Annotated in this window: 24 protein-coding genes and 1 pseudogene; 17 read left to right on the forward strand and 8 right to left on the reverse strand. The window is 70.0% G+C overall.

Annotated elements, in window-relative coordinates; genetic code table 11:
- Window positions 1-14 precede the first annotated feature (14 nt).
- Window positions 15-1,511 carry an aldehyde dehydrogenase family protein gene (locus tag QSU92_RS11725; protein ID WP_289262037.1) on the reverse strand — a complete coding sequence of 499 codons (1,497 nt, stop codon included), beginning with the start codon at window positions 1,509-1,511 and terminating at the stop codon, window positions 15-17.
- Window positions 1,512-1,742: 231 nt separating this feature from the next.
- Between QSU92_RS11725 and QSU92_RS11730 the strand changes: the two genes are divergently transcribed.
- From QSU92_RS11730 to QSU92_RS11770, 9 genes and pseudogenes are all read left to right on the forward strand, one after another.
- Entirely contained in the window at window positions 1,743-2,618 is an 876-nt protein-coding gene (locus QSU92_RS11730; RefSeq protein ID WP_289262038.1) for a transketolase, read from the forward strand.
- On the forward strand, window positions 2,618-3,577 hold the full coding sequence (locus QSU92_RS11735; protein WP_289262040.1) for a transketolase family protein: 960 nt from the start codon (window positions 2,618-2,620) through the stop codon (window positions 3,575-3,577). Before QSU92_RS11730 ends, QSU92_RS11735 begins: the two co-directional genes overlap by 1 nt.
- 19 nt (window positions 3,578-3,596) lie before the next feature.
- Window positions 3,597-4,658, forward strand: coding sequence for a zinc-dependent alcohol dehydrogenase (locus QSU92_RS11740; protein WP_289262042.1), 1,062 nt, complete (start codon window positions 3,597-3,599; stop codon window positions 4,656-4,658).
- A gap of 5 nt (window positions 4,659-4,663) precedes the next feature.
- A pseudogene (locus QSU92_RS11745) lies at window positions 4,664-4,822 on the forward strand (hypothetical protein); the annotation flags it as partial.
- Window positions 4,823-5,510: 688 nt separating this feature from the next.
- Window positions 5,511-6,194: an ATP-binding cassette domain-containing protein gene (locus QSU92_RS11750; RefSeq protein ID WP_289262044.1), complete on the forward strand. Its 684-nt coding sequence runs from the start codon at window positions 5,511-5,513 to the stop codon at window positions 6,192-6,194.
- Window position 6,195: 1 nt separating this feature from the next.
- Window positions 6,196-7,185, forward strand: coding sequence for an ABC transporter permease (locus QSU92_RS11755; RefSeq protein WP_289262046.1), 990 nt, complete (start codon window positions 6,196-6,198; stop codon window positions 7,183-7,185).
- 74 nt (window positions 7,186-7,259) lie between these two features.
- A complete protein-coding gene (locus tag QSU92_RS11760; RefSeq protein WP_289262048.1) occupies window positions 7,260-8,261 on the forward strand; it encodes a sugar ABC transporter substrate-binding protein in 1,002 nt (333 codons plus the stop codon).
- Between the two features lie 82 nt (window positions 8,262-8,343).
- On the forward strand, window positions 8,344-9,126 hold the full coding sequence (locus tag QSU92_RS11765) for an SDR family NAD(P)-dependent oxidoreductase (RefSeq protein ID WP_289262050.1): 783 nt from the start codon (window positions 8,344-8,346) through the stop codon (window positions 9,124-9,126).
- Complete coding sequence (locus QSU92_RS11770; protein ID WP_289262053.1) at window positions 9,126-10,055, forward strand: sugar phosphate isomerase/epimerase family protein; 930 nt, start codon at window positions 9,126-9,128, stop codon at window positions 10,053-10,055. Before QSU92_RS11765 ends, QSU92_RS11770 begins: the two co-directional genes overlap by 1 nt.
- Before the next feature lie 9 nt (window positions 10,056-10,064).
- On the opposite strand, the gene QSU92_RS11775 is transcribed toward QSU92_RS11770, so the two are convergent.
- Together QSU92_RS11775 and QSU92_RS11780 are read right to left on the reverse strand one after the other, a co-directional pair.
- On the reverse strand, window positions 10,065-11,231 hold the full coding sequence (locus QSU92_RS11775; protein ID WP_289262055.1) for a cystathionine gamma-synthase: 1,167 nt from the start codon (window positions 11,229-11,231) through the stop codon (window positions 10,065-10,067).
- Window positions 11,228-12,178, reverse strand: coding sequence for a cystathionine beta-synthase (locus QSU92_RS11780; RefSeq protein WP_289262057.1), 951 nt, complete (start codon window positions 12,176-12,178; stop codon window positions 11,228-11,230). The genes QSU92_RS11775 and QSU92_RS11780 overlap by 4 nt, the downstream gene beginning before the upstream one ends.
- A 308-nt stretch (window positions 12,179-12,486) precedes the next feature.
- On the opposite strand from QSU92_RS11780, the gene QSU92_RS11785 reads away from it, so the two are divergent.
- From QSU92_RS11785 to QSU92_RS11795, 3 genes are read left to right on the forward strand one after another with little or no spacing between them, the layout of a single operon-like run.
- Complete coding sequence (locus QSU92_RS11785) at window positions 12,487-13,749, forward strand: aminotransferase class V-fold PLP-dependent enzyme (protein ID WP_289262061.1); 1,263 nt, start codon at window positions 12,487-12,489, stop codon at window positions 13,747-13,749.
- The gene (sufU, locus tag QSU92_RS11790; RefSeq protein WP_289262063.1) at window positions 13,746-14,180 is read left to right on the forward strand and encodes a Fe-S cluster assembly sulfur transfer protein SufU; all 435 of its coding nucleotides are present in this window, start codon (window positions 13,746-13,748) and stop codon (window positions 14,178-14,180) included. The genes QSU92_RS11785 and sufU overlap by 4 nt, the downstream gene beginning before the upstream one ends.
- 43 nt (window positions 14,181-14,223) lie before the next feature.
- A complete protein-coding gene (locus tag QSU92_RS11795) occupies window positions 14,224-15,105 on the forward strand; it encodes an SGNH/GDSL hydrolase family protein (RefSeq protein ID WP_289262065.1) in 882 nt (293 codons plus the stop codon).
- A 69-nt stretch (window positions 15,106-15,174) separates the two neighbouring features.
- On the opposite strand, the gene coaBC is transcribed toward QSU92_RS11795, so the two are convergent.
- Window positions 15,175-16,410, reverse strand: coding sequence for a bifunctional phosphopantothenoylcysteine decarboxylase/phosphopantothenate--cysteine ligase CoaBC (gene coaBC / locus QSU92_RS11800; protein WP_289262067.1), 1,236 nt, complete (start codon window positions 16,408-16,410; stop codon window positions 15,175-15,177).
- A gap of 35 nt (window positions 16,411-16,445) precedes the next feature.
- On the opposite strand from coaBC, the gene QSU92_RS11805 reads away from it, so the two are divergent.
- Window positions 16,446-17,144 carry an NRDE family protein gene (locus QSU92_RS11805; protein WP_289262071.1) on the forward strand — a complete coding sequence of 233 codons (699 nt, stop codon included), beginning with the start codon at window positions 16,446-16,448 and terminating at the stop codon, window positions 17,142-17,144.
- Here the strand turns inward: QSU92_RS11805 and QSU92_RS11810 are convergent.
- Entirely contained in the window at window positions 17,139-18,029 is an 891-nt protein-coding gene (locus QSU92_RS11810) for an oxidoreductase (RefSeq protein WP_289262073.1), read from the reverse strand. The two genes, QSU92_RS11805 and QSU92_RS11810, sit on opposite strands and share 6 nt — an antisense overlap.
- Window positions 18,030-18,104: 75 nt before the next feature.
- Window positions 18,105-18,710, reverse strand: a complete 606-nt coding sequence (locus QSU92_RS11815) for a peptidase M23 (protein WP_289262075.1) — start codon at window positions 18,708-18,710, stop codon at window positions 18,105-18,107.
- A gap of 86 nt (window positions 18,711-18,796) precedes the next feature.
- Here QSU92_RS11815 and QSU92_RS11820 point away from each other — a divergent pair, with 86 nt between their 5' ends.
- Window positions 18,797-20,809, forward strand: a complete 2,013-nt coding sequence (locus tag QSU92_RS11820; protein WP_289262077.1) for an acyltransferase family protein — start codon at window positions 18,797-18,799, stop codon at window positions 20,807-20,809.
- Between the two features lie 6 nt (window positions 20,810-20,815).
- Here the strand turns inward: QSU92_RS11820 and QSU92_RS11825 are convergent, their stop codons facing one another.
- Complete coding sequence (locus QSU92_RS11825; RefSeq protein ID WP_289262079.1) at window positions 20,816-21,289, reverse strand: GNAT family N-acetyltransferase; 474 nt, start codon at window positions 21,287-21,289, stop codon at window positions 20,816-20,818.
- A 45-nt stretch (window positions 21,290-21,334) separates the two neighbouring features.
- On the opposite strand from QSU92_RS11825, the gene QSU92_RS11830 reads away from it, so the two are divergent.
- Window positions 21,335-21,766 (forward strand): MmcQ/YjbR family DNA-binding protein, encoded by a 432-nt coding sequence (locus QSU92_RS11830; protein ID WP_289262081.1) that lies wholly within the window; start codon window positions 21,335-21,337, stop codon window positions 21,764-21,766.
- On the opposite strand, the gene QSU92_RS11835 is transcribed toward QSU92_RS11830, so the two are convergent.
- Window positions 21,744-22,616, reverse strand: a complete 873-nt coding sequence (locus tag QSU92_RS11835; RefSeq protein ID WP_289262083.1) for a helix-turn-helix transcriptional regulator — start codon at window positions 22,614-22,616, stop codon at window positions 21,744-21,746. The two genes, QSU92_RS11830 and QSU92_RS11835, sit on opposite strands and share 23 nt — an antisense overlap.
- Window positions 22,617-22,782: 166 nt before the next feature.
- On the opposite strand from QSU92_RS11835, the gene QSU92_RS11840 reads away from it, so the two are divergent.
- Together QSU92_RS11840 and QSU92_RS11845 are read left to right on the forward strand one after the other, a co-directional pair.
- On the forward strand, window positions 22,783-23,640 hold the full coding sequence (locus QSU92_RS11840) for an SDR family NAD(P)-dependent oxidoreductase (protein ID WP_289262085.1): 858 nt from the start codon (window positions 22,783-22,785) through the stop codon (window positions 23,638-23,640).
- A 61-nt stretch (window positions 23,641-23,701) separates the two neighbouring features.
- Window positions 23,702-25,168, forward strand: coding sequence for a glutamate-cysteine ligase family protein (locus QSU92_RS11845; RefSeq protein ID WP_289262087.1), 1,467 nt, complete (start codon window positions 23,702-23,704; stop codon window positions 25,166-25,168).

Raw genomic sequence — 25,168 nt, forward strand, 5'->3', positions numbered from 1 at the left:
CCGCTGCGTGTCGATCAGTGAGCCATTCCGGCGAGGGCCTCGGGGTCGATGGTAGCGATGGAGCGGGTGTCCTGGAACGCCCGCACCCCTTCGATCCCCTGCTCCCGGCCGAAGCCGGACTGCTTCATGCCTCCGAACGGAGCACGCAGGTCGAGCCGCGTCGCGCCGTGATCGTTGACCCAGACGTAACCGCAGACGAGCTGGGAGCCCACGCGCTGGGCCGAAGCCGGGTCGCCGGTCCAGACCGATCCGCACAGTCCGCCCCAGGTGTCGTTGGCCAGTCGCACGGCCTCCTCCTCGCTGTCGAAGGGGAGGATCGGGATGACGGGACCGAACTGCTCCTGCGTGACCACCCGCAGCTGCGGGTCGGGGTCGACGACGATCGCCGGGCGCAGGAAGTTGCCGCCCGCGAGGTCGCCGCCGGGCAGGTCGCCGAACTCGCGGACGTCCGCCCCCGCGTCCTTGGCCTCCTGGATGATCTCCTCGACGAATGCCTTCTGCGCCGACTGGTGCAGCGGCCCCATCGTGGTGCCCTCATCGAGGCCGTACCCGATGACGGCCTTATCGAGACGGGCCGACAGTCCCGCCACGAGCTCGTCCATCCGCGAGCGGTGCACGAACACGCGCTTGGCGTTCATGCAGATCTGGCCGGTGGTGTCGAAGATCGCCGCGTAGAGGCGGTCCAGGTGGGTGTCGTCGAGGATGGCGTCCTCGAGGAACACCGCCGCGTCGTTGCCTCCGAGCTCGAGCGTCACGCGGGTGAGGGTCTTCGACGCCATCTCCATGATCCGCTTGCCGCCGTTGACGCTTCCTGTGAAGCAGACCTTGGCGATGTCGGGGTTCTGGATGAGGCCCGCCATGTTCTCGTCCTTGCCGGTGACCACGTTCAGCACACCCGGCGGCAGCTTCTCGGCCACGCGCTGGACGACACGGGTGGTCGCCAGCGGCGCCGAGGGCGGCGGCTTCACGATCGCGGTGTTGCCCGCGAGGAGCGCGTGCGGCAGGGCGGCGCCCAGGATCGCGATCGGCCAGTTGAAGGGCACGATCACGGTCACGACCCCGAGGGGCTGGTAGGCGACCTCGGTGTTCACCGGGATCGCGCCCGGCACCACCGGGAGCGTATGGCCCTTGTCGACCTCGCCGGCCAGCATGAGCGCGAGGTTCCACCGGATCTCGAACACGAGGGCATCCACCCACGCCTCGAAGCGGATCTTCCCGTTCTCCTGGGAGAGGATCGCCGCATCGGCGTCCCGGTCGTCGGCGATGCCGGCGATCGCGTCGGCCATGAGGCGCGCGCGCTCCTCGGCTCCCATCGCGGCCCACGCGGGGAACGCCGACTTCGCCGCCGCGACGGCGTCGGCGACATCCTGGACCGAGGCAGCGGCGGCCGTGCCGACCGTCGCTCCCGGCTTCGCCGGGTCGGCAACGGTCAGCACGTCGTCCGTGAACCGCTCCTCCCCGCCGATGAACAAGCCCGTCGACACTCCTGCCGACGTCATCACATCTGTCATGGCTGAAACTCACCTCTCTGTGGGTTCTGGTTCCCGGGCCATTGTCCAACACCCGGCGAACGTGCGGGCCGTCGCCGGAGTGAGAGCCCGTGCAGCGAGTTTACGTGCATCCCTCTTTACTTGTAAATGAGTCGGTGGTAGCTTCACCGACATCCCTCCCCGTCGAGGGATCGCAGACGGCCGATGAAGGCCGACTGATCGACAACGTGTCATTCAAAGAGGAGGCATGTGGTGAGTTCGCCGACCCTGACAGCCGGTCGAGAGCACAGCGTGGCTGAGCTGGAAGACCTCGCGTTCGAGCTGCGATCGAAGCTCCTGCAGCTGTGCGGCACCTACGAGGGCGCCGTCCACATCGGTGGAGACCTCTCCGCCGCCGACATCCTGACCGTGCTCTTCAGCTACGGACTGCGTGTGGACCCGTCCGACATCGCCGCTCCCGAGCGCGACCGGTTCGTGCTCAGCAAGGGCCACGCCGCGGTCTGCATGTACATCGCCATGGCGATCCGCGGCTTCTTCGAGTACGACGACATCGTCGCCACGTACGGTCAGCTCGACAGCGCCTACGGCATGCACCCGTGCAAGGTGCAGCTGCCGGGCGTGGAGTGCTCCACCGGGTCGCTGGGTCACGGTCTGCCGCTGGCGGTCGGGATGGCGCTGGGCGCCCGTCATCGGGGAGAGACGCACCGCGTGGTGACCCTGCTGGGTGACGGCGAGACCGGCGAGGGATCGGTGTGGGAGGCGGTGATGGCCGCGCGCAGCAATCGCCTGGGGAACCTCGTGGTCTTCATCGACCGCAACAAGCAGCTCATGACGAGCTTCGCCGAGGAGCGGGTGATGTTCGAGCCCTACCCCGACAAGTGGCGCGCGTTCGGCTGGAACGTCGTCGAGGTCGACGGCCACGACATGGCCGAGCTCGTCGCGGCGGTCGATGCACTCCCCGATCCCGCCAGCGAGGTGCCGACCGTGGTCATCTGCAACACCGTCAAGGGCAAGGGCGTGGACTTCATGGAGCACAACCTCGCCTGGCACGCCGGCTCGCTCGGCGCCGCCGATCTGGAGCGCGCGCTCGCCGCGCTCGAGGCATCCCGCGCGAAGGAGAGTGTCTGATGCCCGTCACCTTCACCTTCGGTGAATTCCTCGGAGCCCGATCGGTCATCGGCTCGACCCTGGCGGAGCTGGGGGAGGAGCGCGAGAACCTCTTCGTGCTCACCCCCGACATCGGGGCGACCCTTGTGGAGTTCCGCGACCGCTTCCCCGACCGCTTCATCGACGTGGGGTTGGCCGAGCAGGCGTGCGTGGGGATCGCGGCGGGGTTGGCCTACGACGGCAACATCCCCGTGGTCTCGGGCATGCTGCCCTTCCTCAGCATGCGGGCGCTGGAGCAGATCCGCACCGACATCTGCTATCCGAACCTGCCGGTGAAGATCATCGGCACCCACGGCGGTCTCGTCGGCAACGGCGGGTCGACCCACTACGCCGTCGAAGACCTTGCCCTGATGTCGGCGCTGACCAATATGACGGTCACCTCGATCGGCGACCCACTGATGGTCGGCGAGATCATCCGGCAGTCGATGAGCATGCCCGGTCCGCTCTACATCCGCCTCGCAGTCGGCAAGAAGGACATGGTCCTCTACGAACCCGGCCAGCACGACATCCGCATCGGCAAGGGCATCATCGCCCGCGAGGGCACCGACCTCACTCTGTTCACCCACGGCACCACCGTCGCGCAGGCCCTCACCGCCGCCGAGCAGGTCGCCGAGGCGGGGATCTCGGTGCGGGTGGTGGACATGTTCACGCTGAAGCCGATCGACGAAGAGCTGATCCTCGACTCCGCCGAACGGACGGGAGGCCGGTTCGTCGTGCTCGAGGACCACCTCGCCTACGGCGGGCTTGCCAGCCGCATCTCCGACGTCATCGCCGACCGCCGCCTGCACCTGTCCGCCTTCGAGCGGCTCGGCATCCCGCAGGTCTACGCCGGGTTCGGCGAAGACGAGCAACTGCGCGACAAGCACGGCTACGGCCTCTCGGCCACGGTCGCCGCCATCCGCCGGGCTCACGCGGCCTGAGAACGGGAGAGGGGTCACCATGAAGACGGTCGCCGTCACCCGGGTGGGGAACCTGCGCGCCGAGCACGCCGACGAGCGCGGGGTCATCGGTCTCGCCGACTTCCCCGCGCAGCCGCTCGGGCCGGAGGACGTCCGCATCCGCGTCGCGTACGCCGGCATCTGCGGGTCGGATCCCCATGTGGCGGAGGGCTACTTCGGAACCGAGGTGCCGATCGGGCTCGGCCACGAGATCTCCGGTGTCGTCGAGGCGCTCGGTGACCAGGCGCATCGCACGGGCCTTCAGGTCGGCGACCGCGTCGCGGGCAACTTCCTCCGGTTCTGCGGCACCTGCCTGCCGTGCCGCGACGGTCGTCAGCAGTTCTGCGAGTTCATCCAGGAGTACAACCGTCCCGGGATGGCCGAGACCGTCACGTGGCACGAATCGCAGGTCTACCGGCTGCCGCGCGAGGTCAGCCTTCGCCAGGGCGCCTTGCTCGAGCCGGTATCGGTGGCCGTGCGCATCGCCGACAAGACCCGCCTGCGGGTCGGCGACCGGGTGGTGGTCTGCGGTGGCGGTCCCATCGGCCAGCTGGCGCTGCAGGTGCTGAAGCTGCACGGCGCGACATCGCTGACGCTGATCGAGCCGATCGCCGAGCGGCGCGAGATGGCCCTTCGCGGCGGCGCCGAACACGTGATCGAGCCGATCGCCGAGGACCAGGCCGCCCGCGCGGATGAGATCACCGGCGGCAGGGGCTTCGACGTCGTCGTCGACGCGTCGGGATCCACGCGCGCCGTTCCGGGGCTGCTCGACCTCGCCGCGCACGGCGCGACGGTGGTCTACGGCGCGATGTATCCGGCTGACTACGAGCTGCCGCTGAACCTCTCGTCGTACCTCTACCTCAAGGAACTCACCCTCACCGGCGTATTCGTCTCGCCCTACGCCTTTCCGCGCGCCGTGCAGCTGCTTCCGCACCTGCGGCTCGACGATTTCACTCGGGCGGTCTACGACCTCGACGACGCCGTCGCCGCCTTCGCAGAACACCTGAGTGGACGTCACCCGAAGGTCCTCATCCGGTGCAACGACATCCCCGACGGGAGCTGAGGAGCATGACGACCGTGGAAGAACGTCCGCAGACGGTGGGGACCCCGGCACCGACCATCCAGGTGGAGAACATCGTCAAGCGCTTCGAAGGCGTGCACGCACTCAACGGCGCTCGGCTCGACGTGCGCCCCGGCGAGATCCACGCCCTGCTGGGCGAGAACGGCGCCGGCAAGTCGACCCTCATCAAGATCATCACCGGCATCCACGAGCCCGACGCGGGGTCGATCCGGCTGAACGGCGAGGAGGTTCACTTCGCCAGTGTCCGCGCGGCCAACCGCGCGGGGATCGTGGCCCTCTACCAGGAGCTCTCGATCGTCCCCTCGATCAGCGTCGCCGAGAACATCATGCTGGGTGAGGAGACCCCGAGCATGGCGGGTGTGGTGCGGTGGGCGCACCTGCGCCGGCGTGCGAAGGAGCAGCTCCAGCGCATCAACCAGAAGATCCCGCTCGGCAAGCTCGCAGGGGAACTCTCGCCCGTGCAGCAGACCATGGTCGCCTTCGCCCGCGCACTCGCCACCGATGCCCGGGTGCTGATCCTCGACGAGCCGACCGCGTCGCTCACCGACACCGAGATCCGCGACCTCTTCGCGGTGCTGCGGTCGCTGCGCGACGAAGGCGTGTCGATCGTCTACGTCTCCCACCGCCTCGAGGAGGTCTTCGAGCTCTGCGATCGGCTGACGATCATGCGCAACGGCGAGACCATCATCACCAAGCCCGTCGCCGAGTCGCACATCGACGAGGTCATCTCCCTCATGGTGGGCCGTTCCCCTGATGCCCTCTATCCCGATCGGGGCACGGCGACCGCCACGCCGGCGATGACGGTGAGAGGGCTCAGCGGCCGCCGTGTGTCGGATGTGTCGTTCACCGTGCACGCCGGCGAGGTGCTGGGAATCGGCGGACTCGCGGGCTCGGGACGCAGCGAGCCTGCTGCGTCTCATCGCCGGGGCGCAGCGCCACACCGCCGGCGAGATCGCCGTCGGCGACGCGGTCCTCCCGCGCCGCGGCGGTGTCGGTCGTGCCCTCGAGGCGGGGATCGCCCTCGTCCCCGAGGAGCGCCGCAGCCAGGGAGTGATCCTCGGGGCTTCCATCCAGGACAACATCACCCTGGCGAACCTCGGCACAGTCAGCTCCGCCGGCTACGTCGCCGGGGCCCGCGTCGCCGACATCGCCAAACGCGGTATCGCCGACCTCCGCATCAAGGCCCGCAGCCCCCGCCAGCACGTCAGCGAGCTCTCCGGCGGCAACCAGCAGAAGGTGGTGCTCGCCAAGATGCTCGCCCGCAACCCGCGGGTGCTGCTGATGGACGAGCCCACCCGCGGAATCGACGTCGGGACGAAGGCGGAGATCTACCGCCTCATCCGTCAGCTCGCCGCCCAGGGCACCGCCGTCATCGCGGTGAGCTCCGAACTCCCCGAACTCATCGGGATGAGCGACCGCATCATCATCCTCCACGAGGGTCGCGTCTCGGGAGAGGTCCCGGCCGAGGGCGCCGATGACGAGATCCTCCTGTCCTACTGCTACGGAAAGGCGGTCTGACATGACCACCACGGAAAAAGAGCGCACCGGCGCCGTCATGGTCGCCGGTCACGCCCGCAACGTCGGCACCCGGCTCATGCAGGGCGGCACCGTCGTCGCCCTCGTGCTCCTGGTCGTCTTCTTCTTCGCCATGCGGCCCGACGTCTTCCTGACCTTCACCAACGTCCGCAACATCCTCTATCAGGTGTCGATCCTGGCGATCATCGCCGGCGCGCAGACGCTCGTCATGGTCGTCGGCGACTTCGACCTGTCGGTCGCGGCGACCTCGGCGCTGGCGGGCGCCGTGGCGGCATCCCTCATGCTCCAGGGTGTTCCGGTGATGCCGGCGATCGCGATCGCGCTCTTCGTCGGACTTCTCATCGGCATGGTCAATGGGGCGCTCGTGGCGTTCCTCAACCTCTCGGCGTTCGTGGCGACACTGGCGACGATGACCTCCGTCATCGGCCTCGCCTTCCTCGTGACGCAGGGGACGACGCTGTTCAACCTGCCCCCCGAGTTCAACGCCCTCGGCCAGGGACGGTTCCTGGAGATCCCGCTCCCGGTCTTCATCGCCATCGCCATCTCGGCGGTGCTGTGGTTCATCCTCCGCTACACCACGCTCGGTCGTCGCTGGTATGCGATCGGCGGCAACGCCGAGGTCTCGCGCCTCTCGGGCGTGAACGTCAAACGCGCACGATTCCTCGCCTTCTCGGCGGCCGGCCTCGTCGCCGCCGTCGGCGGAGTGCTCCTGGCTGCGCGGCTGGGAAGCGCCAGCGCCATCCAGGGCGAGGACAACCTCATGTTCTCCGTCGCCGCGGTCTTCCTCGGCATGACCATCGTCCGCTCGGGTGCCGCCAACATCGTCGGCACCATGGTCGGCGTCGCCATCATCGGCGTCATGAGCAACGGACTGAACATCCTCGGTGTGAACGCCTACGTGCAGCAGGTCGTCACCGGCATCATCATCATCGCCGCGGTCACCCTCAGCTCGTTCAAGAACCGAGAACGCTAGGCGTTCTCACCATCCCGGCGACACCCGCGCCGGGGCACCAAGAAAAAACGCAACCATCACAAAGGAGTAGAGAAGTGCGTAACAGAATCAGGGCATTCGCAGTCCTCGCCGTGGCCAGCGCCCTCGCGCTCGCCGGATGCGCCGGTGGCTCGGACGGAGGCGGAGGCGACGCCGGCGGCGGCGGTGGTGGCGACGAGCCGCTGCGCGTCGTCGCCTTCACCTCCGGCAACCAGACGCCCATCGGCGCCTGGTGGGTCAAGGCCGTCGAGGAGCAGGCCGACGAGCTCGGTTGGGAGCTCACGATGGTGCAGGGCGACTTCGACTTCCAGAAGATGAACCCCGCCGTGGAGAGCGCCATCGGACAGGGCGCCGACCTCGTCTACAACGGCTACACCGATGTCGCCTCGATCGGCTCGATCGTGACTGCGGTGAAGGATGCCGGCATCCCGATGTTCGCCATCGACGCCGGCGTCGAGCCCACCGACGCCTACGCGCTGAACATCACCACCGACCAGCAGGGCATCGTCGACCAGACCATGGGCGCGATCTCCGACGCCATCGGCGGTCTCGAAGGCAAGAACATCATGGTGATCGGTCACGACCCGCACGCCGGGATCCGCACCCGCGCCGCGCTCGCCGCCGAAGCGGTCGAGGCCGCCGGCGCCACGCTCGCCGGCGGCGAGATCCAGCAGGTCGTCTCGCCGGCCACGGGCCGCACCGAAGCCCTGGCGCTGGTCGCCGACTACCTGTCGGCGAACCCCGACGGCCTCGACGCCGTCTGGGTCGGCTGGGACGACGCAGCCCTGGGCGCCGTGCAGGCGGTGACCGAGGCCGGTGCCGACGTCGCCGTCACAGGCGTGGATGCCACGAGCGAGGCGATCGCGGCGGTGAAGGCCGGCACGATGACCGCCACGGTGGAGCAGCCCTGGCCGTTGATCAACGAGGCCGTCCTGGAGGCGATCGCCCAGTGGCGCTCGTCGGGTTCGGCGCCGTCGAACAACTTCGAGGAGGAGGCCACGACGCTGGTCACCACCGAGAACGCCGACGACATCACCCCCTCCGACCAGCTCGGCTGACAGAACCCCTCGGGGGCGGGCTCTTCTCTCGGGCCCGCCCCCGAGCGGCACCAGCGAGAGGTCACCAGTGAAAGGAACCCCCATGCGCCTGGAAGGCAAGGTCGCCATCATCACCGGCGGCGCGAGCGGCATCGGCCGCGCCACCGTCGACAAATTCGTCCGCGAGGGAGCGAAGGTGCTCATCGCCGACATCTCCCTCGAGGCGGCCGAGCGCGCCGTCGCCGAGGTCGAGGCCGCCGGCCACGCCGGCATGACCGCCGCGTGCCGCGTCGACGTCTCGGACTTCGCCGAAGTCGAGCAGATGGTCGCCACCGCCGTGTCGACCTTCGGCAAGCTCGACGTCATCTTCAACAACGCCGGCATCGCCGGGGGCACACCGCTCCTGGACCACGACCCGGCGAAGGACTACGTGCCGATGATCCGCGTCGATCAGGACGGCGTCTACTACGGCATCCTCGCCGCGGCCCGCCAGTTCCGCGATCAGGGGACACCCGGTGTGATCATCAACACCTCCTCGATCTACGGCGAGCAGGCGGCCGAACTCGCCTTCAGCTACAGCGCAGCCAAGGCCGCGGTGATCTCCTTCACCCGCTCAGCCGCGTACGAACTGGCCGAGCACGGCATCCGGGTCGTGGCGATCACGCCCGGCAGGGTGGGAACGGCGATCATCAATCAGTTCAGCGACGAACTGAAGACGGTGTTCGCCTCGGAGCAGCTGCGCAACACCATGACCCAGCCGTCGGAGATCGCCGACGTCGTGGCCTTCCTCGCCTCGGACGAGGCGAACGTCATCAACGGCACGGTGGTGCACGTCGACGACGGCTACTCGGTGTTCAAGCAGCGACTGGATCTCCCGGTGTTCTGATGACCGCCCACGCCGCCGACATCCCGATGACCCTCGATGTGGCATGCCACCTGAACGTCGTGGTCGCCGACGCCTCGCCCGCGAGCCTGGAGCGCGCGCTGCCTGCGCTGATCGGCCTCGGCATCCATCGGGTCGTGCTTCCGCCGCTCGACCCCGCCGCGACCGACGTCCGCGGCATGAGCGATGCCTTCGCGCACTGGGAGGTCTCGCCGATCACCATCGCCGGGCAGGCTCCCGGTGCCGATGTCTCTTCGGATGACGCGGACGAACGTGCCGCGGGCGTCGACGCGCTCCGCCGGGCGCTGCGGCTGACCGCCGAGCTCGGCGGCGACCAGATGAACGGCGTGCCGTACGGCCTCTTCGGCTCGCCGGGTGCTCCCGTACCCCGGCAGCGCGTCGAGGAGGCCGCGCGCCTGGTCGGACAGGTCGCCGACGAGGCGGCCGATCTCGGGATCGCCATGACCTTCGAGGTGCTCAACCGCTACGAGACCTCGGTGGTGAACACCGCCGCGCAGGCGATGCGGTTCGCCGAGGCGAGCGGGTCGGAGAACCTCCGCATCCACCTCGACACCTTCCATATGGCGGTCGAGGAGTCAGACCTCGAAGGGGCGATCCGTCTCGCTCTGCCGCGCCTGTCCTACCTCGAGCTCGGGCAGTCGGGGCGCGGCGCCCTCTCGGGCGGAGCCGTCGACATCCCGCAGATCGTGCGTCAGGCGCTCGACGACGGGTATCGCGGCAGGTTCGGGGTGGAGGCGTTCTCGCGCACGGTGCTCGCCGAACCGGTCGCCGACATGCTGGCGATCTGGCGGGCGCCGTACGACGACGGGGTCGAGCTCATGCGCGACGCCCTGCGCGTCATCCGCTCGGGATGGGCGGCGAGCACCGCCGGGAGGCGCGAGATCCGTCTCGCCCGCGGGGCGATGGTCTGACTCAGCGGGTCAGCGGGTCGCGGCGCGCAGCGCCTGCTCGATGTCGGCGATCAGATCGGCGGGGTCTTCGATTCCCACGGACAGGCGCACGACCTCGACCGGGACGGCCGCGTCGGTGCCGCGCACCGAGGCGTGGGTCATCGCGTCGGGGTAGTTCACGAGCGACTCCACGCCGCCGAGCGACTCGGCGAGCTGGAAGAGCGTCGTCGACTCCGCGAAGCGGCGAGCGAGCTCGCCCGAGTCGAAGGCGACGGAGACGATCCCGCCGAAGTCCGACATCTGGCGTGCCGCGATCGCGTGACCGGGGTGGTCTTCCAGCCCCGGGTAGTACACGTGCGCGACGTGGGAGTGGCCCTGGAGGAACGCGGCGATCGCGGCCGCGTTGGCGCTGTGGCGTGCCATCCGGATTCCGAGGGTCTTGATGCCCCGTGAGGCCAGCCACGCGTCCATCGGACCCGAGACCGCCCCGACGGCGAACTGGAGGAACCCGATCTTCTCGGCGAGCGCGTCATCATCGAGCACGAGCGCTCCGCCGACGACATCCGAGTGCCCGCCGAGGTACTTCGTCACCGAGTGGACGACCACGTCGGCGCCGAGGGTGAGGGGGCGCTGCAGAGCCGGGGTGGCGAAGGTGTTGTCGACGACGACGAGCGCTCCGGCGTCGTGCCCGAGCGCGGCCAGCTCGGCGATGTCGGTGATCTTCAGCAGGGGGTTCGACGGCGTCTCGACCCACACCAGCTGCGCGGGGCGCTCGGCGAGGGCGGCGCGGACCGCCGCGGGGTCAGCCATCTCGACCGTGCGCATCTGGACACCCCACGGTGCGAGCACGCGAGCGAGCAGCCGGTGGGTGCCGCCGTAGACGTCGTTGCCGAGCAGCACGCTGTCGCCGGGCTTCAGCGTCGCGCGCAGGAGCGCGTCTTCGGCGGCCAGGCCCGACGAGAACGAGAACGCGTGGGCGCCGCCCTCGAGCGCGGCGAGCTGACGCTGCAGCGCCGTGCGCGTCGGATTGCCGCTCCGGCCGTACTCGTACCCCTGGCGGAGCCCGCCGATGCCGTCCTGCGCGAAGGTCGTGGAGAAGTGCACCGGGGGGATGACCGCACCCGTGGTGGGGTCGAACTCCTGGCCGGCGTGGACGGCGAGGCTGTCGAAGCGGTGGGTGTTCTGATCGACGGTCATGCCAGGTTCCTCGTCATCCACTCGTCGTCGAAGATCTTGCTGATGTAGCCGCGGCCGGAGTCGGGGAGGATCACGACGACGACGTCGTCCTCGCCGAGCTCGCGTGCCGTGCGGAGGGCGGCGACGACCGCCATCCCGCACGACCCTCCGACGAGGAGGCCCTCTTCCCGCGCCAGGCGCCGGGTCATCTCGAACGACTCGCGGTCATCCACGCGTTCGTAGCGGTCGACCACGTTCGGGTCGAAGGTCGTCGGCCAGAAGTCCTCGCCGACCCCCTCGACGAGGTAGCCGTGCACGGGACCTCCGGAGTAGATCGACCCCTCGGGGTCGGCGCCGATGACCGTGACGCGGCCGTCGGAGACATCCTTCAGATACTTGCCTGTGCCGGTGATCGTGCCCCCGGTGCCGATGCCGGCGACGAGGTGGGTGACCCGGCCCTCGGTGTCGTCCCAGATCTCAGGACCGGTCGTCTCGTAGTGCGAGAGCGGCCCGTTGATGTTGGCGAACTGGTTGGGCTTGAACGCCCCGGGGATCTCAGCGGCGAGGCGGTCGCTGACCGAGTAGTAGGAGTCCGGATGATCCGGCGGCACGTTCGTCGGAACGGTGACGATCTCGGCGCCGTAGGCGCGGAGCACCGCCGTCTTCTCGCCGGCGAACTTCTCGGGCACCACGAAGATCATGCGGTATCCGCGCTGGAGGGCGACGAGGGCGAGGCCGACGCCGGTGTTGCCGCTCGTGGCCTCGACGATGGTGCCGCCGGGCTGGAGCTGACCGCTCTCTTCGGCGGCGTCGATCATGCGGCGCGCGATGCGGTCCTTGACCGAGCCGCCGGGGTTGAAGTACTCGACCTTCGCCAGCAGGGTGGGCTTCACGTCACTGACGACGTGGTTCAGGCGGACGAGGGGGGTGTGGCCGACGAGGTCGGCGACGTGGGAGGCGTAGCGCACGGTGTGTTCCTGAGTAAGGGCCGCTCGTGGCAGCCGGAGATGAGTGGTCGTCGAAGGCGCGCCGAGGGGCGCTCACTCACAACAACGACACGTCAGGGTCACAACCCGAGGGTATCAGGCCCCGTCACGCTCACGCCCGCCCATGACGGGAAGGCCGACGCCGCGATGCCGTTCACAGCCGCGGGGCTCGGGCCCGACACGCCGCGCGTCTTCGCCGAACGGCGGCGCGTCGCCGGCCCGACCCGCGGTTGCGCGCCGGCCCGCACCCCCGGAGCGCGACGCGCCGATCCGCGAGAGACTGGAGGGTGATGAACATCCTCCCGACTCGTGTGCGCGACGACTTCCCCTTCCTCGCCGCGCACCCCGACCGCGCCTACCTCGACTCGGCGGCGACGTCGCAGCGCCCGCGGCAGGTGATCGACGCCGAGGCGGCGTTCGTCGCGACCGACTACGCGGCGGTGCACCGCGGGTCGAGCATGGCGACCGGAGCGGCGACCCTGGCATTCGAAGACGCCCGCGCACGGGTGGCCTCGTTCGTGGGCGCGGCAGCCGATGAGATCGTGTGGGCCGAGAACGCCACCGACGCGATCAACATGATCGCGCTCGGCATGTCGGATGCCGCGCTCGGCCTCGGCGGCGATGACGCCGGCGCCCGGTTCGGCCTCGGGCCCGGGGACGAGATCGTCGTCACGGAGGCCGAGCACCACGCGAACCTCATCCCGTGGCAGCGTCTCGCGGCGCGCACCGGCGCAGCCCTTCGCTGGGTCCCGGTCGACGACGACGGTCTGTGGCACACCGACGCCCTCGCGGCCGTGGTCACACCGCGCACCCGGGTCATCGCCTTCGCCCACGTCTCCAATGTCACCGGCATGATCGCCCCCATCGCCGATGTCGTCGGCCTCGCCCAGCGCGTCGGCGCGCTGACGGTGCTCGATGCGTGCCAGTCGGTGCCGCATCATCCGGTTGCTTTCTCTGCGCTCGGCGTCGATTTCGCCGCGTTCTCGGCCCACAAGATGCTCGGCCCCACCGGCATCGGCGCGCTCTGGGGTCGCAAGGATCTGCTCGACCTGCTGCCGCCCGCCCGCACCGGCGGATCCACGATCACCACGGTGACGATGGAGTCGGCCGAATTCCTCCCCGCACCGAACCGCTTCGAGGCGGGCACCCAGCCGGTGAGCCAGGCGGTCGGATTCGCCGCGGCATCCGATTTCCTGCAGGCGATCGGGATGCCGGCGGTCGCGGACCATGAGCACGAGATGACCGGCCTGCTCGTCGACGCCGTCGCTCACACGCCGGGTGTGCGCCTGGTCGGTGTGCCGGCCGGGGCCGAGCGCGGGCCGCTGGCGAGCTTCATCGTCGACGGTGTCCACGCGCACGACGTGGGCCAGTTCCTCGACGACCGCGGGATCACCGTGCGCACGGGACACCACTGCGCTCAGCCCCTTCATCGCCGTCTCGGGGTGGCGGCGACCACCCGGGCGAGCGCCTACGTCTACACCGACGCCGCCGAGGTGGCGCGGTTCGCCGACGCGCTCGCCGAGGTGCGCCCCTTCTTCGGAGCCGACCGGTGAGCGATCTCGAGAGCCTGTACCGCGAGGTGATCCTCGACCACTCTCGTGACCCCGAGGGGCGCGGCGACGTCTCGGGCTTCGCCGTCACCCATCACGAGCTCAACCCGTCTTGCGGCGACGAGATCACCCTCGGCCTCGCCGTCGAGGACGGCGTCGTGAGCGGGTTGGCCTGGGAAGGGCAGGGCTGCAGCATCTCGATGGCGTCGGCGTCGGTGATGTCGGGCCTGCTGAGGGGTGCCGACGTCGAAACGGCACGGGCGCTCATCGAGGACTTCCGCACCATGCTGCGCTCGCCGGGTGTCGAGCCGCCCGAACGTCTTGAAGACGCCGCCGCCTTTCACGGCGTCGCCCGCTACGTCATGCGGGTGAAGTGCGCGATGCTCGGCTGGGTCGCCGCCGAGGCGTGCCTGCTGCGGGCGAGCGCGGACTGACGCACCCCTCGAAATCCCTGGATCGGCGATTTAGGGTCGATGTATGGCGCACGGGCAGCGGCCGTCGGCGGTGAGCATCGGTGCCCGGCGGCGCGCAGAGCTGGCGGTCGCGGGTGCGGTTCTCGCGCTGGTCGCCCTGGTCTTCGTAGTTCCCACGAGTGAGGATGCAGCGGGCGGAGAGGCCGTCGCGACCGACGCTCCCCGTTCCATCGAGCCGGACGGCTCTGGCGAGCCACACCAATCCGCCGCTCACGCGCTCGGCCCTTTCTCGACGCCGTCGCCGACGCGCCGGCCCGACCTCAGTCCGTCCGCCGAGCCCGAGCCGCCCCGGCGGGCGGCCTTCATGGGCGATTCCTACACCCAGGGCGGTGGGGCGGAATTGCACGCGCACCGGTGGAGCACTCTCGCCGCCGACGATCTCGGGTGGGTGGAGGTGAACCTGGGGCTCGGCGGCACGGGGTTCGTGACGACCAACAGCTGGCGGGGATGCGGCCGGCAGTACTGCCCGACCTACGTCGAGATGGTCGCCGAGGTCGTCGCCGCGTCTCCTGACGTCGTCGTGGTCGCGGGTGGGCAGAACGACTTCGGCACCTTCGTCCGCGACCCCGAGCGTGTGCGTGCGGCCGTGTGGCAGACGTTCACCTCGTTGGGGGCAGCCCTTCCCGACGCCGATATCGTCGCCGTCGGACCGTCCACGCCGTGGGAGGTCGATGACGTCGCGCGCGGTCTCGACGCCGTCGTTCAGGAGGCAGCCGAGGCGGTCGGGGCGTCCTACATCAGCATGCTCGAGCCGAATGTCATCGACCCGGCGTTCTCCCTCGGCGATGGGCATGTCGGAAACGACGGGCACCGGGCCATCGCCGACCGGGTCGTCGAGCATCTGCGGTCCCCCCAACCGGCCGGCATCCCTCGCGTGCCTGTGTGACGAGGCACGCTGCGAGAGTGGAGTCGGCGTGACCTGTCGCTCGGCCGTCGGCCGTCGGCTGGTCCCGCGTCAGGTGCCGCGCACTGCGAGCACCGCGTCCCACAGCGCCTCGGCCGTCTCGCGCTTGGTGCCCGACACGGTCGCGAGCACCGCGCCGTCGGCTCCGATCAGGCTCAGTGTGTTGTCCGTCGACTCGAAGCCCTTCGTCCAACCGACCTCATTGAGAGCGAGGATATCGACCCCCTTGCGCTCACGCTTGCGGCGGGCGCGCTCGATTCGGATGTCGGGGTCGGGTTCGGTCTCCGCCGCGAACCCGACGATGGTCTGTCCCGTGCGACGGGCCGCCGTCGTGGCTGCGAGGACGTCGGCGGTTTCCACGAGCGTCAGGTGCAGCGCGCCGTCGGTGCTGTCTTTGGAGATCTTCGTCTCCGACGCATCCTCGACCCGGTAGTCGGCGACGGCCGCGGCCATCACGATGACGTCTGCGGATGGTGCGAGACGCGCTACGGCGTCGCCGAGCTCGGCGGCCGTTCCGGCACGCTCGAGGGTGATCGAGCGGTGTGCGGATGCTTCCCGGAGGACGTCCGAGTCGACGTGAGCGAGAACCACCGTGACCTCCGCGCCTCGGTCGGCCGCAGCCGTGGCGACGGCGATCCCCTGTTTTCCGCTGGAGCGATTTCCGATGTAGCGGACCGGGTCGATCGGTTCTCGCGTCCCGCCCGCCGTCACCAGAACACGGACGCCGTCGAGGGATTTCGCTCGGGTTCCTTCCGGATCCTCGCCGGCGAGCAGCCCGGCGACATAGGCGTGGATGGCGTCGGGTTCCGACATCCGCCCTGGTCCGACATCACCCCCTGTGAGCGCCCCGCTGTCGGGGCCGATGACGTGCACGCCGCGGGCGCGCAGCACCTCGACGTTCTGCGTCGTCGCCGGGTGGCGCCACATCTCGGTGTGCATGGCCGGCGCGACGACGACCGGCGCCGTGGTGGCCAGTAGGCTCGTTCCCAGCAGGTCGTCGGCCAGACCCGCGGCGAACTTCGCGAGGAAGTTGGCGGTCGCGGGCGCCACGACGATGAGATCGGCCTGCTGGCCGAGCGCGACGTGTCTCACCTGGGCGACGTCGTCGTGTACCGAGGTGGTGACGGGGTGACGGCTGATGGCTTCCCACGTGGGACGACCGACGAAGCGGAGCGCATCCTCGGTCGGGATGACGTGCACCTCATGACCGTCGAGGACGAGTGCCCGCACGAGGTGGACGGTCTTGTACGCGGCGATGCCGCCGGTGACCCCCACGAGGACGAACATGGCTCGAGTCTGGCACGCCTGACCGGAGGCATCGCATGTGCACGGTGATCATCTCGGTCCCCGAGACGTCAGGCGGCGGGGCGGTGCGCCTCCTCGCCGTCCGCGATGAAGACCCCGATCGGCCGTGGAACCGGCTGGGGCCCTGGTGGGACGACGCCTATGAGGGCGTCGTCGGGATACGCGACGTCCGGGCGGGCGGCGCGTGGATGGCGGCGGACCCGGTCGCTCGCCGCGTCGCCGTGCTCCTGAACCGCCATGACCTCTCCGATCGTCCGGACAGCGCGGTGCACACCCGGGGATCGGTCGCACTGGAGTCTGTGGCCGGCCGCTCACCGGCGGGGGCGCCGATGACCCGTGGCTTCAATCTCGTCGAAGTCACCGGCCGCCGCGCGCGCGTCGTGTCGTGGGACGGACTGATCCTCTCGGCGACCGAGCTCGCTACCGGCGTCCACATGGTCGCGCACGACGACGTCGACGACCAGCGCTCACCGCGCATCGCACGGTGGCTCGCGGATTTCCGCGCCGCTTCTCCCGACGAATGGATGACGGTCCTCGACCGTTCTGCCGAGCTCGACCCTGCCGACCCGGCGGCGATCATCCGAAGGGACAGCTACGAGGGCATCCGCTCGTACTCACTGGTCGTCGTGTCGGCGGTGGTCGACGATGACGGTGTCGACGTTCACGATGCGCCCCTTGCCGACCCGGGTCACTGGCCGCCTATCGCAGGATCATGACGGTGCCGTCACCGCACCGCGCGCGCCGGCGGAGGACTCCTCCGCAGCCAGCCGATCGGCGGGGGTGACGCCGAACACGCGGTGCACCGCGGCGTCGAACACGCGGTCGGGCAGCAGCCAGCGCGCGAACACGATCGCTTTCGCAGCGAAGGGCACGGTGTAGCGGATCCGCGGCTTCGCGGCATCCACGGCCCGCCCGATCGCCTCGGCGACGACTGCCGGACCCGCCGCACTCTCCGTGTCTGCCGCGGTCAGCGCCCGCACGAGCGCGTGCGCCTGGGGTCCGTACGCGGTCTCGCCCGAGACCTCGAGGGCGCTCCGCCGCGAGATCTCGTTCCACTCGGTACGGATCGCCCCGGGCCGGATGAGCACCACCCGCACCCCGTGCGGCTCGACCTCGACTCGCAGGGAGTTGCTCAGCCCCTCCACGGCGTACTTCGTCGCGTGGTACCAGGCGCCCAGCGGCTCGTAGATGCGTCCGCCGATCGAGGAGATGTTGACGATCGTGCCGCGGCGTTGGCGGCGCATCGTCGGCAGCACCAGCTGGGTGAGTCGCGCGAGGCCGAAGATGTTCACCTCGAACTGGCGTCGGGCCTCGTCGATCGGCACGTCTTCGACGGCGCCGTAGGAGCCGTATCCGGCGTTGTTGACCAGCACGTCGATGCGTCCCTGATCGTTGAGGATGCCGGTGACGGCCGCCGTCATGGACTCGTCGTCGGTGACATCCAGATGGATGACGCGGGCGCCGTGATCGGCGAGGTGGGCCATGCGCTCCACCCGCCGTGCCCCGGCATAGACGACGAACCCGCGGCTGATCAGTTCGAGGACGGTGGCCTCTCCGATTCCCGAGGATGCTCCGGTGACCAAGGCGACGCGTGAATCCATAGGGAACACACAACCAGGTGCTCCTGCATGTCTCCTCCGCGGATCTGGTGCGTTTGCCTAGCTGACAACGCCCCGTCAGCAGCCTCCTGAGCCCGCGGCATCCGTCTCCTCGGGAGCGCCCTCCGCACCCGCGCCGTCCGCACCCGCGAGCTCCGCGACCATCGCCTCTGCGGCGGGCCAGTACGGCGCGTAGTGGTCGGGCTCGGCGTTGATCTGCGTGCGGTGGGCGACGAGCGTCGGCTCCATCGCCAGGCGCTCGGGCTCGGGCACCTCCTCGAGCATCGCCCGGTAGAACATCGTCGCCGCGGTGTACGGATCCATGCGCGCGTCGCGCGGACCCCACTCGTCCTGCTGCTGGAAGAGGCCGACCGAGGTCGTGGGGCTGCCGTCGGGGTTTCGCACTCCGCTGGTCTCCCAGTCGCCGTAGTCGAGATTCTCGAGCGACGACTCGCCCATCGCGGTCATCACGGCAATGGTCTGGTCGCGCTCCGAGAGCCCCAGATCCTGTCCCGCCCGGATGACGGTGGCGGCGTTCTCGCGCTGCTCAGCGGTCCACGTGCGGCACTCGGGGGCGCTCTCGCGGGGCGAGAACAGCACCACGACGGCGATCGCGGCGACGACCGCGACGGTGACCAGACCTGCGAGCACGGTCTGGATTCGGGATGCCGCAGAGGAGCGCACCCGCACATCGTGGCATCCGTTCCTGAGATCCACCCGGCGGGCAGGGGTTCGCCGGCTGTTCTCCCCGACCACCTAGACTGCGCCGCGTGGCAGCCACCGGCACGGCATCGCCTGCGGGTTTCCGCGGCGACATCCAGGGTCTTCGTGCCGTCGCCGTGGGCGCGGTGGTGCTGTATCACGCCGGGGTGCCGTTCCTCCCGGGCGGTTTCATCGGGGTCGACGTCTTCTTCGTCATCTCGGGGTTCCTCATCACCACCCACCTCCTGGCTGAGCTCGACCGTGAGGGTCGGGTGCGCTTCGCGCGCTTCTACGCCCGGCGCGCGCGCCGCATCCTGCCTGCGGCCTTCGTCGTGATCGCCGCCTCCGTCGTGGCGGCAGTCATCTGGTACCCGCCGCTTCTCATGGGGGAGGTGTGGAAGGATGCCGTGGCCACCGCGCTCTACGTGCCCAACTACCTCTTCGCGGTGGAGGGCACCGACTACCTCGCTGAGCAGACGCCGTCGCTGTTCCAGCACTACTGGTCGCTCGGCGTCGAGGAGCAGTTCTACCTCCTCTGGCCGGTCGTCCTCGCCGGTGCGGCGGCGTTCACCCGCACGCGACGCTGCCTGTTCGTCGTCCTCGCCGTCCTCGTCGCCGTGTCCTTCGCCGGCGGCGTCGTCCAGACGTACAGCGACCAGCCGTGGGCGTTCTTCTCCCTCCCCACCCGGGCGTGGGAGCTCGGCGCAGGCGGGCTGCTCGCACTCGCGGTGAGCCGCGGCATCCGCATTCCCGCCCGCCTCGCACCTGCCGCCGGCTGGATCGGGCTCGCGGGCATCGTCGCGGTGGCCGTGCTGTTCGACGCGGGCACCGTCTTCCCCGGCGTCGCGGCGGCGCTGCCGGTCGCGGCCACCCTGCTCGTCATCCTCGCGGGAAGCACGCCCGTGCGGGGCGGGCCGGGGGCCGTGCTGTCGACGCGCGGGATGCTGTTCGTCGGCGCGATCTCGTACTCGCTCTACCTGGTGCACTGGCCGGCGCTCCTCGTTCCGCAGGCGGCGTCGGGCTTCACCGCGTCGCTGCCGCTCCCCGTCGCGCTCGGTATCGCGGCGCTCTGCGTGCCGGCGGCGTGGGTCCTTCATCGGATCGTCGAGAACCCGGTCCGTCGTATGCCGTGGCTCGTCGCCGCGCGACCGCGCCGGTCGCTGGTGGCGGCGCTCGCCGGGTCGGCGGCGTGCGTGCTCCTCGCCTCGGCAGCCGCTGCCACGGCGAGCGCCGCGCCGCTGCGGACCGGCGACGTCGCCTCTTCCGAGGTCGCCGCCCCGCCCGCCGCCACTTCCTTCGTCCCCTCCAACGTCACCCCCGACCTTCGCGACGTGCTCGACGACGAGCCCGTCATCTACGCCGACGGCTGCGTCGACGACTACCACTCGGCCGAAGCGAAGGGATGTCTCTACGGCGACGTCGATGCCCCCCGCATCGTGCTCTTCGGCGACTCGCACGCCGCCAGCTGGTTCCCGGCCGTCGCCGGTGCCGCCGAGGCCCACGGCTACGCGCTGCAGGTCTTCACCAAGGCGTCGTGCCGATCACTGGAGATGCCCCAGGAGCGCGACGGAGTGCCCTACGTCTCGTGCGACCAGTGGCGGGCCAAGGTGTTCGAGCGGCTCCGCGAAGACCCGCCCACCCTGGTGATCGTCGCCAACTACGCAGCGGCCGCCGACAACGTCGGTGCAGATCCCTGGCGCGAGGGACTCACCGGCACGCTCGATGCGATCGACGTGCCGGTGGTGATCCTCGCCGACAGCCCCGACCTGCGCACCCCGCCCGCGGTATGCCTCTCGGCGCATCTCACCGACACCGCCGCGTGCGGCGCGTCGGCGGACGAGGCCCTGCGCCCCGAGGTGCGGGGGATCGAGCGTGAGGTCGCCGCTGCCGAGGGCGCGGAGGTCATCGACCTCGCCCGATACTTCTGCGACGAGATGTGCGCGCCGATCATCGGCGACTCCGTCGTGTATCGCGACGCCCACCACCTCACCGCCACCTTCAGTGAGCGGCTGGCCCCGCCGCTCGCGCGTGAGCTCGCGCCGATCCTCGCGGGTGTCGAAGGATCGTCGCAGACAGGATGAGCCCGCTCAGAGCTCCCGGATGTAGCAGAGCATCCGGTAGTCCTCGCCGGGCTCGATATTCACAAAGCCGTGCCGCTCGTAGAACCGGCGGGTGTCGTGATCGATCTCGTCGACGTTGATGTGCATCTCGCCGGCCCCCCGACGGCGCGCCTCGTCGATCGCGGCGGTGAGGACCTGCGTGCCGATTCCCGCGTCACGAAGCGTCGGTCGCACGTACAGCTCCTCCAGTTGTGCCAGTGCACCTGGGTAGTAGGGAGTAGGGCGAAGCGTCAGGTACGCGAAGGCGATGGCCTCACCGTCTTCCTTCTCGGCCAGCACGACGAGCACGTCCTCTCGTGTCAGCAGATCGGTGAACCTCTCGCCGAAGAACTCCGCGCCGGGGGTTGCCGCCTCGAACTCGGTGTTGAAGTCGTGAAGCAGGGCGCCGACGGTCGCGGCATCCTGCTTCGTGGCGAAGCGGAGCGTGACCGACGTCGACATGCGCTCATCATTGCCCATGTCGTTCCCCGGCGGTACGGTGCCCCCGTGAGTCACCCGATCATGTTCGACGACGCGGATGCTGCGCTGCAGCGCATCCGCGAGATCTCCCTCGCCTTCCCGGGGGCGGCCGAGCGGGTCTCGCACGGACGGCCGAACTTCTTCACGACCAAGACGTTCTGCTACTACGGCGGGTCGGAGCGGGGCGATCACGTGGGCGCGCGGCACGACACCGCCATCCTCTTCCGGCCGGACCCCGCCGACGAGCCGGCCCTCCGGCAGGATGGGCGGTTCTGGGAACCGGCCTACCTCTGGCCGGCGGGATGGCTCGGTGTCGACCTCGCCGCCGCGGGCGGCGTCGACCGGGGCGGGGTCGACTGGGACGAAGTCGCCGAGTTGATCGACGCGTCGTACCGCGTGACGGCTCCGAAGAGGCTCGTCCGAGAGCTCGACGCTCTCAGCGGGCGAGGCTCTGGCTGACGGCGGCGGGTGTCTGCTGCTCGATCCACTGGTGCAGCAGGCTCAGCGCCTCGGCAGATCGCGAGCCGCGGGCGGCGGTGTAGAGGAAGAGGGTCTGATCCGGATCGCCGGGCAGCGTCAGGGTCTCGTACTGCAGCGTCAGCTCTCCCACGAGCGGGTGCCGGAATCGCTTGTCGCCGAAGGTGCGCTGGAAGACCCGGTGCTCGTCCCACCACCGCGCGAAGTCGCTGCTCGCCACAGCGAGTGCGGTGACGAACGCGGCGAGGTCGGGGTCGCCTCCGCTGCGGCCCGCCTCGAGCCGGAGGTTCTCGACGACGCGACGGGCCTGTGCTTCCCAGTCGATGAGGCGCTCCCGGGCCTCGGGTGAGAGGAACATCCACCGGGCGTAGTTGCGCTCCCGCGCGGGCATGACCTCGAAGTCGGCGATGAGCGCGCGAGCCATCGGGTTGATCGCCAAGACGTCGGTGCGCCGGCCGAGGATCATCCCGGGCGTCGCATCCAGTCCTTCCATCAGCTGGTGGAGGCCGTGACGCGCCCGCTGCGCGTGGGTGGCGCGATCGGCGGCGATCGTCGGGTCGAGGAGGTCGCGCAGGTGCCGTGTTCCGGTCTCGTCGAGGCCGAGTGCGCGCGCGATCGCGTCGACGACGGCCGGGGAGGGAACGATCGGCCGGCCTTGCTCGAGGCGGGTGTAGTAGTCGGTCGACACTCGGGCGAGCCGGGCCACCTCCTCCCGGCGGAGACCGGGAACCCGGCGCACCCGGCCGTCTGGCGGCAGGTCGGCCCGGACCGGATCGGCGGCGGCACGCGCACGCCGCAGGAAGTCCGCCAGCTCGGCGTTGCGAGGGGTCATCACCCCATTGTCGCGACGCACGCGGCATCCGTCAGGGGTTTGCCTGGCCCTCGGAGTCCTGGTCTCGCAAGGGCCGGGTGCAGGCCTCTCGGCCGACGTCCGGAGACCGACAGTGGAAGCACGACGGCTGATCGCCGCGCATCGAACACTCTCGAAAGGACCTCTCATGTCATACCCCGTCGACCGTCCCGCGGTCTGGTTCGTCACCGGAGCGTCCCGGGGGCTGGGTCTGGCCCTCGTCCGGCACCTGCTCGCCTCGGGCGGCCGCGTCGCAGCGACCAGCCGCTCGGCCGAGCGGCTGCGGACGAGTCTGTCGGACCTCGACAGCGATCGGCTGCTCGCGCTTGAAGTCGATCTCGTCGATCAGGACGCGGTGGCGCACGCGGTGTCGCAGACGCTCGAGGTCTTCGGTCATCTCGACGTCGTGGTCAACAACGCCGGATACGGATTCCTCGGGGCCGTCGAGGAGACCACCGACGCCGACGTGCGGGCGATGCTCGACGTGCAGGTGAACGGCACCTGGAACGTCCTGCGCGCGGTCCTTCCCGCGATGCGGGCTGAGCGCTCGGGCCACATCCTCAACATCTCCTCGATTCTCGGGCTGCTGGCCTTCCCGGGGTGGGGGCTCTACTGTGCCGGAAAATTCGCTCTGGAGGGGATGTCGGAGGCGCTGGCGGCCGAGGTCGCGGACTTCGGCATCCGCGTCACCATCGTCGAACCCGGATACTTCGACACCGACTTCCTCACCTCGCGTTCGCTGCAGCAGGCGGAGCATCCGATCGACGCCTACCCCGCCATCCGCGACATGATCGCCACGCACCAGGCCATGCCGGGAACGCAGCTCGGAGACCCGGCTCGTGCCGCCGCCGCGATCCAGACGATCGCCGAACGCGGCGACGGCCCGCTGCGGCAGCAGCTCGGCACCGACTCATCCGGCTTCGCACGTGACCGGGCGGCGTCCCTCGCCGCCGAGATCGAGATCGCCCGCGAGCTGGCCGTGACGACAGACTACGTCCGCTCCTGAGCGCCCGCCGCCCCGTCCGCAAGCCCTCGCCTGCGGGCGGGGCGCCCTCTAGAGTGCCCCCATGGGAGAGGATGTCGCACCGCAGGAGTTCACCCGCGCCGACCGCACGCGCCACCGCGAGAAGGTGCGGCAGAACCTCGACGTCTTCGCGCAGATGCTGCGCGAGTCGCGGTTCGACACCGACGATCCGCTGACGGGGCTGGAGGTCGAGTTCAACCTCATCGACGAGGTCGGCGACCCCGCTCTCCGAAACGCCGAGGCCCTCGCCGCGATCGCCGACCCGGCGTTCCAGACCGAGCTCGGCCAGTTCAACATCGAGATGAACGTCCCCCCGGCGCGACTGAGCGGGGGAGGGCTGACGACATTCGAGGAGGGGCTGCGCCGCAGCCTCAACCGTGCCGAGGAGCGCTCTGCGGGGGTCGGCGCCCACCTGGTGATGATCGGCATCCTGCCGACCCTCGCCGAAGGGCACCTCACGCGCGAGACGCTCAGCGCGAACCCCCGCTACGCACTGCTCAGCGAGCAGATCCTCGACGCCCGCGGGGAGGATATCGCGCTGTCGATCACCGGCGCCGAGAAGCTGCGCACCACGGCGGACTCGATCATTCCCGAAGCGGCATGCACCAGCACGCAGTTCCACGTGCAGACCGCGCCCGACGACTTCGCCGCCTACTGGAACGCCTCGCAGGTGATGGCGGGGGTGCAGCTCGCGGTGTCGGCGAACTCGCCGTATCTGCTCGGCAAGGAGCTCTGGCGCGAGACGCGCATCCCCCTGTTCGAGCAGGCGACCGACACCCGCAGCGAGGAGCTGAAGGCCCAGGGCGTCCGCCCCCGGGTGTGGTTCGGCGAGCGGTGGATCACCTCGGTGTTCGACCTCTTCGAGGAGAACGTCCGGTACTTCCCGGCCCTGCTCCCCGTTGTCGACGAAGAGGACCCCACGGTCGCCCTCGAGGAGGGCCGGGTGCCGTCGCTGGCGGAGCTGAAGCTCCACAACGGCACCGTGTACCGTTGGAACCGCCCGGTATACGACATCGCCGACGGGATGCCGCACCTGCGTGTGGAGAACCGGCTGCTGGCCGCAGGCCCCACCGTCGCCGACATCATGGCCAACGCCGCGTTCTACTTCGGGCTCGTGCGCGCACTCGCCGAGGACGACCGGCCGCTGTGGTCGCAGATGTCGTTCAGCGCGGCGGAGGAGAACTTCCACGCCGGGGCCCGTGACGGCATCGATGCGCGCGTCTACTGGCCCGGGGTCGGCCAGGTGGCGGCGACCGAGCTCGTGCTCCGGCGCCTGCTCCCCCTCGCCCACCGCGGACTCGAGGCGTGGGGTGTCGAGACCTCCGAACGCGAACGCCTCCTCGGCATCATCGAGCAGCGGTGCCTGACGGGTGTCACCGGCGCGGAGTGGTTCGTCGGGCGGATGCATCAGCGCCGCGGCATGGAGCGCTTCGACGCCCTGCGGGCCACCCTGCTCGACTACACCGCCGGCATGCACACCAACGAGCCCGTGCACACCTGGGAGCGCTGA

This window comes from Microbacterium sp. ET2 (assembly GCF_030347395.1).
GTDB lineage: Bacteria > Actinomycetota > Actinomycetes > Actinomycetales > Microbacteriaceae > Microbacterium > Microbacterium albipurpureum.